Source organism: Neorhizobium sp. P12A, from assembly GCF_008365395.1.
In the GTDB taxonomy this organism is placed as follows: domain Bacteria; phylum Pseudomonadota; class Alphaproteobacteria; order Rhizobiales; family Rhizobiaceae; genus Rhizobium.
Window position 1 is genome coordinate 18160 of sequence record NZ_QOVX01000023.1, and the last position, 13554, is coordinate 31713.

Genomic DNA, 13554 nt, shown 5'->3' on the forward strand with positions numbered 1-13554 from the left:
TGGATTCCCCAAAGATTTTCCCGGTTTGGCTTTGGGGGCCAGGAGAAGGAGGTGAGATGGGTCGTCAATAATTTCAACCAGGTGCTGGAAGATGGTGTCCTCCATCTCCTGTCGACCAGCGTCTCCTAGGAACACTCAATCCGCCTCTACCGTATTTACTTTCAGTTGATGTCGTCGAAGATTTTCAACCGGCTGGTTTTTGTGGTGTGCGATCTTAAGCTCAGCTGGGCAACAGTTGTTCGACAATGCTGTCCTCGCCACTCTTGCTGCAAACGATCGCTTCGATTTCCGTGCCGCCGTTGCCTTCGCCCAGGCGGCTCTTAGTCGATCGGAGCTGCAGATTGTTGGTGTTCAGCGATGACGGCAGCGCCGCCGGGAAGCATGAAGCTCGATTGGAGAAAACATGATATACCTCCTGCTTAAGTTGCGTTTCGTCATGGCGCTTGCATCCATAGGCGTCATCGCGGCTGCGGCTTTGATGTTCTGGGAAGGACTTCTGACACTATGGCATGCCTTCGCATATGTAAGGACCGACCCGGATCTTGCAGTCATTGCGGCCGTTATGCGAGCGACGGATAAGCTGCTGTTTGCCATCGTCCTCGTCATCTTCGGCTGCGCCATCGCGCTTGGTTTTCTTGTTGACCTGTCGCCGAAGCAACGCGCTGCACTGCCAGGCTGGATGATTATCGACAGCGTCGCCGAACTCAAAAACCTCTTCATCCAGATGATTATACTTTATCTCGTTGTCCATTTTGCCACGCTCGTGGCCGAGACAGATCAGATGCTCCAGTGGAACGCGCTGGTCCTGCCCGCCTCCATTCTGCTATTGGCCGGCGCGATGAGACTGATCGCCAGTGCGCCGGGCCACGCTGGCCATGGTGAGGTGAGCTCGGTTCCTGAAAGACCGCGCGCTTCCATCAATGAGCCGGGTGACTCGTAGATATCGCTCGGGTCATAGCATCGTCGCCATGCGGTTGATCCACCCGAAGAACAAGCGTCGGCCGTCGACTGAGCAATAGAGAAGCTTGTAATAGCTCATTTACAGCTGTATTTCTGAGTTATAGAAAAGGTATCTATAGCTCATGCAGTGGAACTGGCAGCGCGCCGATTGGCCAAATTTCAAATACGATGCTGAGAGCATGGCCTCGATAGAGCAGAAATTTCTGCAGTCATCCGGCGAGGTAATCGGTGCAGTTCGGCATTTCAACGAGGACGATGGTCGCCAGCTCCGAATAGAGTTGTTGAGCGACGAGGCTATTAAAACCTCTGAGATTGAAGGCGAATTCCTCGATCGCGCAAGCGTCCAGTCGTCGCTGCGTCGACAGTTCGGACTCGATACAGATGATCGGCCAGTTCGACCCCAGGAGCGTGGGATCGCGGAGATGATGGCAGATGTCTATCAAAATTGGGCTGCTGAATTGCACCACGAGGAGCTTTTCCGCTGGCACTCGATGCTGGTGGCCGGAAATCGGCATATCGACACGATAGGCGCCTATCGCAGTCATGCAGATGCAATGCAGATAGTGTCAGGTCGGCTGGACAAGCCGGTAATCCACTTCGAAGCGCCCGCATCCCGTCAGGTAGGCACAGAGATGGAGCATTTCGTTACCTGGTTCAATCGATCCGGACCAGATGGGCAGTTCCCGCTGCAGGCATTGACGCGCGCGGCCATCGGACATCTCTATTTCGAGAGCATACATCCTTTTGAAGACGGCAACGGGCGAATTGGCCGAGCCTTGGCCGAGAAGTCCTTGGCTCAAAACATCGGACAGCCAAGCTTGATTTCCCTCGCTTTCACGATCGAGAAGAGTCGAAAAGCCTACTATTTGGAATTGGAACGTCACCAGAAAACACTCGATATCACCGATTGGATCATCTATTTTTCACAGACCATCCTTGAAGCCCAACAAGCAACCATCGGGCGAATTGCCTTCTTCATTCAAAAGGCAAAGTTTTATGACCGTTTCCGAGGCCGGTTTAATGACCGGCAAGAAAAGGTCATCGCGCGCATCTTCACGGAAGGTATTGCAGGCTTCAAAGGCGGACTGAGTGCGGAGAACTATATTTCGATCACCGCCACATCTCGGGCAACGGCGACACGCGACCTGCAGCAACTTGTAGAGATTGGCGCCCTCACGCGCACCGGGGAGCGTCGACATACACGTTACACCCTGCAACTTCAAAATTAGGGCGCTCAAGAAACCAATGACAGATCAGGCGAGGGTAGGGCTTCGTGGCCAGATGCACCATCGTCCTTCAATTCATCCGGCGCCGATCCAACTGCCCCCGGTATAGAGTGCCCGTCAGATCCGGAAGGGGGCTCCTGAGCGGACATTTCCTGCAGATTTTTTTCAATTGGGAAGAGGTGGCAGATCGGGGGCGTCCAATTTCCTGAACGGGTCCCTCCAGGCGTCGATCCGGTTTAGTCGATCAGACCAGCGTTGTATGGAGGGGTATTCCGCGATGGGGAGGCGCGCCGCGTCGTTAAAGGGCAAAAAGGTCGCCATACGAAAATCGGCAAAAGATATCACGTCGCCCAGAAGCCACGGCTGATCGGAAAGTTCTCTTTCGAGAATCGCTGCCGCCTTGTGGAATTGGCCCAGACCCTCTTCAACCATCGTGTCGTCACAGGGCCCGATCCCGTAGCGCGGTTTTGTGCCGCGCTCCCAATGGACGATGTCACATGCCTTCATGAAGTTCTCTTTCGCCCAACTGATCCAGCGGATCATTTCCGGTTCGTCTTCGTCAGTTCGCCAGAAGTTCGAGCCGGCGTGCCGTGATAGCCAGCAAGCAATCGCATCGGTTTCCCAAAGTGCGCGCCGACCGTCATGCTCCAGGATGGGCAAAAGAAGATTTGGATTGAGCGGACGATATCGCTCCGATTGGCCTGGGGCCATTGGCTCGGCGAACTGGAACTCGATCTCCGTGTCCAAAAGGCGCGCTACGGCGACTGCGAGGCGCGGATTTGGGTTTCTGCTGAAATGCAATTTCATTTGGTTTCCTCCGGTGCACCCAAAGGAGTCGAACGGAGCATTCAGTATTCGACAGTACAGAGTAAAAAATTCAAAGAGAGTTCCGGATTGCGCCGACACATCCCTCACTCGATCAAAACAGAGATGCAGCGGCGCTCTCGATGCGTGCAAGCCTCTCATTCAGCAGTCGCTAAATGCTGCCAGAAATAGCACCTCCGCCGTCCCTCACGACCCGAGCAATGTCTTTATTTCGGTCATCGTCGCAGGTGCGAGAGGGCCCTTCGCAAGTGCTCCGGCGTTCTCCTGAACCTGTCTCGTGTTTCGGAAGCCGGGGATCGGAAGGGTGTTGGGCGAGGTGGCCCAGATCCATCCGAGGGCGCCCTGGACCAGCGTTCGCCCGTCCGAGCGCAGAAGTTCACGCACGGAATCGAGCTTGCGGCGGAATTCGGGTTGGACGGCGCCATCCCTGAAGTAGCGCAGCCAGGCCGCGTCCGAGCTGCGAACGTCGTCGTCGGGAAGCTTCACATTGTCGAACTTGCCGGACAGCTAGCCCATCGCGAGCGGTCCGCGGTTGATCGAAACCAGGCTGAACCGTTCCACGAGGGCGATCATATCGGGTGCGGGATCGAGGACATTGAGATTGTGCTGGACAGCGACGAAACCTGGCCGGTCGGCAAATGCTTCGGCTCTCTTTGGATCGTCGGTACTCCAGCCATAGGCGGCGATTTTGCCTTCGTGTCGAAGTTCGTCGAGCGTGTCGAACACGTCCATCGCTTCGTCCAGCGGGTGACCGTTGATGTGAAACTGGAGAAGATCGATGGAATCGCGCTGCAGCCGGCGCAGGGATTGCTCGGTGGATTCCCGTATGAAGGCCGGCGTCGCGCTCGAGCCGAGCGCCTGTCGGGTGGCAGCATTGAACATGTTGCCGAATTTCGTCGCAACCACCACGTCATCACGGTTCTTCAGGGCGGCCCCGAGGATCTCCTCGGAGTGGCCGGCGCCATAACTTGATGCCGTGTCGAAGAAACGGATGCCGAGGTCCAGCGCTTGCGCGATCGCCTCGCGGGAGTCCTGATCGTTCACCATTCCCCAGCTCAATGCCGTATTGCCGGAATGGTAGGGACCGCCGATCGCCCAGCATCCCATGCCAAGACGGGGGATTGTCATGCCATTCCAAAGGCTGATCGTCTCGCTTGCCAATAGTCCGCTCCGTTACTAGTGAATCCGCATGTGCCGACGAGGGAAACGGCGGATATAAACCCCGGTTCCCTCGCTTTGGCCTTGGTCGCGTCAGCCCTTCAGATATCCGCGCCGCCGCATGAAGGTGGTAACGCCCGCCTGCATGTCGGCGGTTGCCTGCTCGGGGGTCTTGGTGCCGGCGCAGGCGGCATTGACCTGATCATAGATGATGATGTTGAGCTGCTCCGCCTCCTTGATCGGCGGATAGGTCGCGACCTTGCCCTGCATCCCTTTCAGGATTGCCGGCACGCCGGGATATTTGGCAACGACGTCGGGGTCGGTAAACGTTGATGTGCGGCAGGGCGAACCGCTGACAAGGGCAATCTGCCGCGAGACTGCGGCGCTGGTCAGCCAGCCGACGAAGAGCTTTGCAGCATCGACATTCCGGCCCTTTGCGTTGATGCCAAGACCCCAGCCACCAAGAAGCACCGCTTCAGGGGTTGGTGAATAGCCGAGCGTCGTGGCGACTGCCGATTTGGAGGGATCAAAGAGCGTGCTCAAACCTCCGCCCCACATGAAGCCCTGCGCCGACTGGCCGCTGGCGACGCTGCTGATCATCTCCGGAAAGTCCCAGGTGAGATTTCCAGGAGGGCTGACTTTGCCGAGCTCGCCCGCCATGAACCGGGTTGCCCGCAAACCCGCCTCGCTGTTGAAGGTCGGGGCGCCCTTGGCATCGAAATAGCTACCGCCATAGGCATGGAAGAGGGTGATCCAGACACAGGCCGTCTGGATGCTCTTGCCCGCCGGCATGTTGAAGCCATAGCGGGAACCACCGACGAGCTTGGCACCGCCCTCGTAGACGGCGTCCCAGGTCGCCGGCGGCGTATCGGGCAGCCCCGCTTCCTGAAACGCCTTCTTGTTCCACACAAGTAGCGAAGCATCGCCGAGGAGCGGCATGGTGATCAGTTTGTCGTCGACCCGTGAATAGGCGTTGAGTGCATTTTGCGGGTAATCCGTCAGCTCGAGGGGTGGTATCCCTTTGATTTCCTGGTCGATCTTGGAGAGATCGGTGAAATAGGGTGCGATCTCGTCCTTCCACTGATAAGCGGTGATCGACACGTCAAAGCTGTTCGTGTTGCTGGTCGCGTCAAGCACCATCTTCTGATAGCGGTCCGCCTGCTGCAACGGTACGAACTTGAGTTCGATGCCGGTCGCCTCGCTGAATTTGCCGCAATAGGCGCTGATCTGTGCATAGGCGGGTGTCGAGCCCCATGTGATGTTGAGCGAGCGTCCGGCATAGGTGCGTGGCAGCCCGCGGGTCACCGCGTCGGCAGCTGTTTCCTCCGCTTGCGCATAGCGCAACATGTAAGGGCTTGCGATCGTGGCAGCCGCCACGCCAAAGAAATTACGTCGGCTTATACCTTTCATGCTGTCCTCCCGTGGCCCGGCGTCCTCCGCGCCGGTTGTCCGAGACGATAGCGCTATGCCCCGCAGTCGGCGCAACGAGCAATGATGCGGGCGTTGGGTAAAGGTGGGTAAAGCGCCAAGCCGGAACGGTCTTTGGTCATCTGATGCCTCGGTGCGTCAGGCAAGTATTGCCTGTCGTCCGGCCACTTGTGTTGGGTTGCAGTCAGGCGAACGGTGCAACTTATATGCGGGCGAACCACCCCCGCGAGCTTGGCCCGAATTGTCGCATGCTGCCTATGGCTGGGAAGGCTTACTCAATTTTACCCACGGAACTCCGCGGGCTGCTTGCGTGCCCCGGAAGGGTCCCCTAGCTTGCCGCCAGTTCAATGGCGATGGACGTTTCGGGAGGAAATTACTATGCGCCAGACCACACCCTCATCCAGCGGGCTGTTCCGCCACGTCGTCCTGTATTCCGGAGTATTTTCGTGATCCAGAAACGACTTGGCCGTAGTGGCTTGACCGTATCGCCTGTCTGCCTCGGGGCGATGATGTTCGGCGATCAGACTGATGCCGCCGAAGCGGATCGTATTGTCGGATATTCCCGGGACCCCGGGGTGAATTTTATCGATACCGCCGACAGCTATGCGGACGGCCGCTCCGAGGAAATCGTCGGGAAAGCCATTTCCGCAGATCGCAGCCGGTGGATATTGGCAACCAAGGTCGGTGGCGCCCGCAATCCCGATGTCCCCAATGGCGATGGGCTCGGCCGCCGGTGGATGGTCCATGCCGCTGAAAGCAGCCTCAAGCGGTTGGGAACCGACTGGATCGATCTTTACTATCTGCATCGGGACGATCAGCGCGTGCCGCTGGAAGAGACCGTCCGCACGATGGGCGAGCTGATCACCCAGGGGAAGGTCCGTTACTGGGGATTCAGCAACTACAGCGCCTGGCGGATCATCGAGATGATCCATATCTGCGATACGCTTGGCATACCGCGGCCGATCGCGGCCCAACCGCTCTACAACGCCATGACGCGTGTCGCCGAAGTCGAATATCTTCCGGCCTGCGCCAAATTCAGCATTGGGGTCGTTTCCTATAGCCCGCTTGCTCGCGGGGTGCTCACGGGCAAATATCGCGTCGAGCAGGCTCCGGATCCTACGTCCCGGGCCGGTCGCAACGATACCCGTCTCATGCAGACCGAGTTCCGGCCGGAGTCGCTTGCCATCGCAGAAAGGATCCAGGCCCACGCGGTGTCGCAGGGACGAAGCGCCATCGGCTTCGCGCTGAACTGGGCACTGGGCAACCCCACCGTCACGGCCGTCATAGCCGGCCCGCGCACTCTGGAACAATGGACGACCTATCTCGAAGCGGCCGCGGAGGGAACGGGCGACGGGGACGACGCCCTGGTTGATGCGCTCGTGCCGCCGGGGCATGCGTCTACGCCGGGCTATACCGATCCGCTCTATCCAGTCACCGGTCGAACGGGAGTGGTCCCCGCATGAGGACAAAATCGCCCCAGGCTACCGCAACAGGAGGCCGCGGAGTTGCGCTTCTCTTCCTCTTGCCTGCGGCCATCGTTCTCGCATTGATCTATCTCGGCCCGATGCTGTTTGCATTGAAGGCGAGCTTTACCGCCTGGGTACTTACAAGTCCCGGCAGTGAAGATATCTTCATCGGTCTCGACAATTACACCGACGTGATGTCGAGCCCGGACTTCTGGTCGGCGGTCCGGGTCACAGTTGTCTACGCTCTCGTCTCGATCTGCTGCGGCCTGACGCTCGGTACGATTTTCGCGTTGCTGCTGGATACCGATTTCCATGCACGGTCGTTCTTTCGATCCATCATGATCATCCCGATGGTGATCACGCCGTCTGTCATCGGCATCTTCTGGAAGCTTTTGTTCGAAGAAGACAGCGGCGTGTTCAATGCCGTGCTGACTGCCGTGCACCTGCCGAAAGTGCCCTGGCTGAACCTCGATATGGCGCTGCCGTCGATCATCCTGATGGATGTGTGGCAAACCACTCCCTTCTTCATGCTCGTTATCCTGGCTGGCCTGCAGGCGATGGACCGAAATGCCGTGGAAGCCGCCCTGGTCGATGGCGCTAACAACGTTCAGCTTTTTCGATATATTACTCTGCCCCATCTCGTCCCTTACATGCTGATCGCGACCTCTTTTCGGGCGATTGCAGCGATGGGCGATTTCGACAAGATCTGGCTTTTGACCGGTGGCGGGCCTGGCGACCGCACGACGACGATCACCATCTTCGCCTACAAGGTGGGCTTCTCGGCCTTCGATATCGGTCGAACGACGGCGATCGCCTGGATCTTCGTCGTCATCGTCCTCGTCGCGAGTTCGCCCTTGCTGTGGCGCCTCTTCAAGACAGCCCTGAGGGACCGGTAATGATTGTCGGCAATTCCAACCGCTCGAACCGGCGTCTCGCTCTGACCGTGCTCTGGATCGCGCTCGCGCTGATCTACCTGTTTCCCTATACATGGATGGTGCTGACGGCGTTTCGCGACCCGATCGACACCCTGGCGATGCGCATCGTCTTTACGCCGACGCTTGATGGCTTCCGCACCATTTTTCTGGAAAGCAATTTCCTCAAATACCTGACGAACAGCCTTCTGACGTCGATCCCCGCTACGATTGCAGTCCTCTGCTTGGCGGCGCCGGCAGCCTATTCTCTTGCCCACCTCAACCGTCGCAGCAGCGTGTTTTTGGCGGCGGTGCTTCTTGCCCGCATGGTGCCAGGTATCGCTATCCTGGTGCCCATCTACCTTGCTGCGGCCAAAGCGGGCCTGCTCGACCGGCGAGAGACGCTGGTGATGGTCTATTGCGCATTCAACCTGCCTTTCTCGATCTGGCTGCTGCGTGGCTTTTTCCGCGAGATTCCGACGGAGTTGCGCGAAGCGGCGATCGTTGACGGTTGTTCGGAATTGCAGGTGTTCATCCGCATCGTGCTGCCGCTCGTGAAAGGCGGTCTGGTGGCGACGAGCGTCTTCGTCTTCATCGCGGCGTGGAACGAATTCCTGTTTGCGCTGGCTCTCACCCAGTCGGATGCCGCAACGGCGCCACTCGCAGTGATCGGCTTCCGCAACGAGTACGGCATTCAATGGGGAGCGATCGGGGCGGCGGCCGTCATGATCTCGACCCCGGTCGTCCTGTTCGCCGTGGTCATGCAGAAGTACCTCGTGCGCGGACTGACCATGGGCGCAGTCAAGGGTTAGCAGCCAAGGATAAGCAAATACGACATATAAGGGAGGAGACAAGCATGACCGGAATCACTCGACGGCAATTCACCATGGCGACTGCCGCAGGGCTCCTTGGAACCGCGATCCCGTTGCGGGCCCAGGAGCTGCCAAGGACCTATGCGGGCAGCACGCTCAACATCATGTCACGCACGAGCCCTCCCTTCGATCCCAGCGTACGGCTCGGGGAGGAATTCACCCAGGCGACCGGCATAAAGCTCAATGTCACCCGCATTGCGCCAAGCGATCACTATGCCAAGCTTATGCTCGACTGGTCAAGCGGCACCAACGCATTCGATGTCAGCCTGTTCGTCTACCAGTGGAAGGCGGACCTGGCTCCGTTCCTGGCCGACCTCACCAATGTCGACAAGGACGTGCCGGGAGCACCGTCACTCGACCTTGATGACTACGCGCCGAAGGTGCTCGAGGTCTACGGAAAGAATAACGGCAAGCTCGTCGGTCTGCCGGTCCTCGGCGACGTCGCCTTCATGCTCTACAACAAGGAGATCTATAAGGCGAAAGGGCTCGATCCGGAAAAGGGGCCCTTATCATGGGAGGAAATCGTTGCCCGCGGCAAGCAGACGATGTCGGACGGCGTCTACGGTTATGCGCTGCCCGCGGGCAAGACACCGCAATGCTACGTGATGTGGTCCCTGCTTCAGCATTCTTTCGGCGGCCAGTTCTTCGACAAGGCCGGCAATCCCGATCTTGCCAATGAAGCGAGCCTCAAGGCCATCAAATTCATGGCCGAGCAGCTTCAGCCCATCAGCCCGCCCGGCAACCTGACCTGGGACTATAACGAGGTGTTGAACTCCTTCCAGCAAGGCAAATCTGCGCACGCGGTCATGTGGGCTGGCGGTCTCGGCGCCTTGTCGGATCCGGCCAAATCGACGGTTGCCGGCAAGTTCGGCGCCGTGATGCCTCCGGGAGGTGCGCTCCTCGGAGGGACGTCGATCGGCGTCAACGCCAAGGCAAAGAATCCCGAGGCCGCGAGATTGTATGTGGCGTGGCTGACCTCGAAGGCGATCGTTCAGCGGACGGCTGCCGTTGGAACGTCACCGGCCCGTCTTTCGGTTCTGAGGGATGCCGCGCTCGGGGCAAAATATCCGCATTACCAGGCGCTGGCACAGGCCTTCTCTGCGGAAACGTTCGGCTATATCCCGGTCAAGGAGGCCGAACAGGTGCTGTTGATGATCGCAGACGAGGCGAATGCCGCCTGCGCCAAGACGAAGACGCCGGAGCAGGCCGTTGCCGATCTCCAGGCGAAGACCACGCAGTTCATGAAGCGCCGCGGCTATCTCAAATAGTTGGGAGACTGTGTCTCTCGCGGGCGGCTGCCATTCCATCTCGCTGATGCCGGATGGGATGGCAGGCTCTATATGGCGGACATTCCACTCCGGCCATTCCCAAACAAACGGTTTGCCTAAAAAGGGGCGGGCGGCTTTCCGCCCGCCGTGGCAGGGCTCGTCGTGTTTTACCCAAAAAACCTCCGGATGTCGCGTAATCCGATGGCCAAGCACCAATCGTCTCGCGCGACAATTACCCGTTTTTACTCACAGGGAGGGAAATTCGAATTGGAGCTCCTTGGCGCGCCACAGATACTCATGAACAAGCGAGCATCAAAAAGGTGCCGCCGGTTGGGAGGAAATGCCGTGAAGAGAAGAACATTCCTAAGCGCTGCTGCCATGATGTGCCTGCCCGCGGGTGTTGCCTATGCGGAGCCAAAGACGGTGAAGGTCTGGCATGTCTTCAATCTGGAAACGGATATGATCTATGGCGGCATCAAAGCATTCAACGAATCTCAAAGCGATTATCGGATCGACGCCCGCATCGTTCCCGGCACGGAAGTGGTGACCGAACTGATCAAGGCGACCGCGACCGGCTCGGTTCCCGACTTGGTCACCCTCGATAATCCTGTTGTCGCAAGCTTTTCGGCGCAGGGAACACTCACCGATCTCACCGACCTGGTGGCGCAATCCAAGCTGATCAAGCCGGATCTCTATTTCCCAGGCCCGTGGGCGGCCGGCACATGGAAGGGCAGGACCTACGGCGTGCCGCGTGATGCCAATACGCTGGCGCTCTACTACAATGCCGACATGTTCCGGGCCAAGGGCCTGGATCCGGATCAGCCGCCGAAGACCTGGGCGGAACTGAAGACGGCAGCCGAAAAACTGCGCGATGCCGACAAGGGCGTCTATGGTTTCGGTTTCTGCGCGCTGCAGGCCGAGGAGGGCGTGTTCCAGTGGCTGCCGTTCCTGACACAGGCTGGCGGTTCGGTCGACAAGCTCGATCAGCCTGAAGCCACGACAGCGCTGCAATACTGGGTCGACATGGTGAAGAATGGCGTCGCCTCCAGGGACGTTATCAATCAGCGGCAATACGAAGTCATCAATACCTTCATGGCGGGCAATACCGCCATCGCGCTCGGCGGTCCCTGGGAACTGCCGCGGATGCAGAAGGAAGCGAAGTTCGACTGGCGCCTCACGCTTCTGCCCGTGAAGGAGGACAAGAACATCAAGGCCTCTGCGCTCGGAGGCTATATCTTCGTGTCTCCGAAGGGAGCCAAGCAGGTCGAGGGCGCGTTCCGCTTCATCGAACTCATGTCCGATCCGCGATTCCTCAACGAGGGTTGGAAGACCGGTCGCCTAGCGCCGCGTTCGGATGTGGTCGTAGAGAACCCGCAATGGCCGGAGGCCTATTCGATCTATCGCGAGCAGATGCAATCCGCCCGGCAGCGAGGACCTCATCCGCGGTGGCCGGAGATTTCCAGGGCCATACAGATGGCGATGCAGGAAGCGATTACCGGCACGAAGCCCGCCGATGTCGCCCTCAAGGATGCCGCGGGGAAGATCCAGCCGATCCTTGCCAAAACGCCGCTTTGATTGGCGGGAGACCGGATCGGCTGGTTGCCGGACTTAGCTTGAAGGCCGTCCGCATCAAGGTGCGGGCCGCCTGGGTGTTCAGCGCATAACCTCGGAGCCACGCGATGGCGAACGTTCGCTCGCCGCTACTATACATCTTCCTGGCGATGCCAGTCTGCTACCTCCTGACCTTCATCGGCTTTCCGGTCGTCTACAATGTCGCGATGAGCTTCCAGGATGTTAACCTAGGCAACATCGTCGACTTCGTGCGCCCGTTCGTCGGGCTCGATAACTATAGGGCGGTCATTGCCGATCCCTCTTTTCAGCTGGTGTTCGTCAATTCTCTGCTGTTCGTCGTGATCAATGTCGTCGTGCAAGTTTCGATCGGCCTTGCGCTCGCGATCTTCTTCTCGCAGCGCTTCCCGGGCGCGCACTATCTGCGTGGGTTGCTGCTGGCATCCTGGATACTTCCCGCCCTCGTCGTCGGCGCGCTCTGGAAATGGCTTTTTGCGACCGAGTACGGCGTCGTCAATTACGTCCTTTCGATCGTCGGTGTCATCGGCTCGCCGATCCATTGGCTCTCCGATCCCTCGGTGGCGCTGGCATCGGTCACGATCGCCAACGTCTGGTTCGGCATGCCCTTCAGCATGATCCTGATTGCAGCGGCGCTCACCGGCGTTCCACAGGAGCAATATGAGGCAGCTACTCTGGACGGCGCCGGTCCCTTCGCGCGTTTCCGCTACATCACCCTTCCAGCGATCATGCCGGCTCTGCTCGCGGTCGCGTGCCTGGTCACGATCTATACGATGCGCGCATTCGATCTCATCTTCGCCATGACTCAGGGCGGACCGCTGGATGCCAGCAACGTCCTGCCGCTTCTTTCCTATCAATTCTCGTTCCAGCAATTCCAGTTCGGCATCGGTTCGGCGATCGGCAGCTTCTCCTTCATCATCGTGTTCGCAGTGGCGCTCCTCTACGTGCGCACGCTCAAGAAGGAGGCCATTGCATGAAAACGACATCGAGGAAGCTCGGCGACCTGCCTTTCGGTGGCTGCCTTCACACGGTGGTCGCCGTGATCGGGCTCGCCATCTATCTCTTTCCGATTTATTGGATGCTTACATCAGGCCTGAAGAACTCTGCGGAGATCTTTGCCAAGCCGCCAACGCTTGTTCCGCGCGCCCCGACGCTCGAATCCTTCTACTACGTCTTTGCGCACGAGAACATCGGACGCTACCTGCGCAACAGTCTGGCGATCGCCATTCCGGTAACGCTGCTGACACTGCTCCTCGGTTCCATGGGGGGGTATGCCATGAGCCGGCTAAGGTCTCGCCTCGTCAACGTCGCGCTGGTGCTGGTGCTGATGCTGCAGGTCTTTCCCGAAGCGCTGCTTGCCACTCCGATGTTCATCATCTTCCGCTCGCTCGACATCCTGAACACGTATGCTGCCGTCATTCTGGCAACCACATCGAAGACGCTTGCTTTCGCTCTCGTGATCCTGCGTCCGATGTTCCGTCAGGTTCCCTATGAGCTGGAGGAGGCGTCCCGCGTCGACGGGTGCAATGAGCTCCAGACATTCTGGCGGATCGTCCTGCCGATCATGCGCGTGCCGCTCATCGTTGTCGGCGCCCTGTGCTTCGTCCAGGCTTACGGCCAGTTCGTTTATGCTCTGACCTTGCTGAGCGAACAGGAACTCCAGCCTGCGACGGTCGGCATCTATAGTTTCGTCGGCGCCGAATATGCGGATTGGCATCGGGTGATGGCCTTTTCATCCGTCTTCGTCTTTCCAGTCATCGTCGTCTTCCTGCTGATGCAGCGGCAGATTGTTTCCGGCCTCACGGCAGGCGCACTGAAATGATCGATAAGGCCACCTACGAACAAACAAGAAG

The 13554-nt window shown here is 58.8% G+C and carries 11 protein-coding genes and 1 pseudogene; 9 read left to right on the forward strand and 3 right to left on the reverse strand.

Annotation, left to right across the window (positions count from 1 at the left end; all coding sequences use genetic code 11):
- Positions 1 to 403 precede the first annotated feature (403 nt).
- Entirely contained in the window at positions 404 to 940 is a 537-nt protein-coding gene (locus DTW90_RS31930) for a YqhA family protein (RefSeq protein ID WP_149343635.1), read from the forward strand.
- A gap of 142 nt (positions 941 to 1082) precedes the next feature.
- Positions 1083 to 2189, forward strand: coding sequence for a Fic family protein (locus DTW90_RS31935; protein ID WP_149343637.1), 1107 nt, complete (start codon positions 1083 to 1085; stop codon positions 2187 to 2189).
- A 162-nt stretch (positions 2190 to 2351) separates the two neighbouring features.
- Here DTW90_RS31935 and DTW90_RS31940 read toward each other — a convergent pair whose 3' ends face one another.
- The 3 genes and pseudogenes from DTW90_RS31940 to DTW90_RS31950 all read right to left on the reverse strand — a co-directional run bounded on the left by DTW90_RS31940 (position 2352) and on the right by DTW90_RS31950 (position 5579).
- Positions 2352 to 2993 carry a glutathione S-transferase family protein gene (locus DTW90_RS31940; RefSeq protein WP_149343639.1) on the reverse strand — a complete coding sequence of 214 codons (642 nt, stop codon included), beginning with the start codon at positions 2991 to 2993 and terminating at the stop codon, positions 2352 to 2354.
- 204 nt (positions 2994 to 3197) lie between these two features.
- A pseudogene (locus DTW90_RS31945) lies at positions 3198 to 4139 on the reverse strand (aldo/keto reductase).
- A 123-nt stretch (positions 4140 to 4262) separates the two neighbouring features.
- Complete coding sequence (locus DTW90_RS31950; protein WP_149343641.1) at positions 4263 to 5579, reverse strand: extracellular solute-binding protein; 1317 nt, start codon at positions 5577 to 5579, stop codon at positions 4263 to 4265.
- A gap of 464 nt (positions 5580 to 6043) precedes the next feature.
- Here DTW90_RS31950 and DTW90_RS31955 point away from each other — a divergent pair, with 464 nt between their 5' ends.
- From DTW90_RS31955 to DTW90_RS31985, 7 genes are all read left to right on the forward strand, one after another.
- Positions 6044 to 7060, forward strand: a complete 1017-nt coding sequence (locus tag DTW90_RS31955; protein WP_149343643.1) for an aldo/keto reductase — start codon at positions 6044 to 6046, stop codon at positions 7058 to 7060.
- Positions 7057 to 7959 (forward strand): sugar ABC transporter permease, encoded by a 903-nt coding sequence (locus tag DTW90_RS31960; protein ID WP_149343645.1) that lies wholly within the window; start codon positions 7057 to 7059, stop codon positions 7957 to 7959. Before DTW90_RS31955 ends, DTW90_RS31960 begins: the two co-directional genes overlap by 4 nt.
- The gene (locus tag DTW90_RS31965; protein ID WP_149343647.1) at positions 7959 to 8786 is read left to right on the forward strand and encodes a carbohydrate ABC transporter permease; all 828 of its coding nucleotides are present in this window, start codon (positions 7959 to 7961) and stop codon (positions 8784 to 8786) included. The genes DTW90_RS31960 and DTW90_RS31965 overlap by 1 nt, the downstream gene beginning before the upstream one ends.
- A gap of 44 nt (positions 8787 to 8830) precedes the next feature.
- On the forward strand, positions 8831 to 10114 hold the full coding sequence (locus tag DTW90_RS31970; RefSeq protein WP_188080121.1) for a sugar ABC transporter substrate-binding protein: 1284 nt from the start codon (positions 8831 to 8833) through the stop codon (positions 10112 to 10114).
- A 345-nt stretch (positions 10115 to 10459) separates the two neighbouring features.
- Positions 10460 to 11689, forward strand: a complete 1230-nt coding sequence (locus DTW90_RS31975) for an ABC transporter substrate-binding protein (protein ID WP_188080122.1) — start codon at positions 10460 to 10462, stop codon at positions 11687 to 11689.
- Between the two features lie 104 nt (positions 11690 to 11793).
- Positions 11794 to 12678 (forward strand): sugar ABC transporter permease, encoded by an 885-nt coding sequence (locus DTW90_RS31980; protein WP_149343653.1) that lies wholly within the window; start codon positions 11794 to 11796, stop codon positions 12676 to 12678.
- On the forward strand, positions 12675 to 13523 hold the full coding sequence (locus DTW90_RS31985) for a carbohydrate ABC transporter permease (RefSeq protein WP_149343655.1): 849 nt from the start codon (positions 12675 to 12677) through the stop codon (positions 13521 to 13523). Before DTW90_RS31980 ends, DTW90_RS31985 begins: the two co-directional genes overlap by 4 nt.
- Positions 13524 to 13554: the final 31 nt, after the last annotated feature.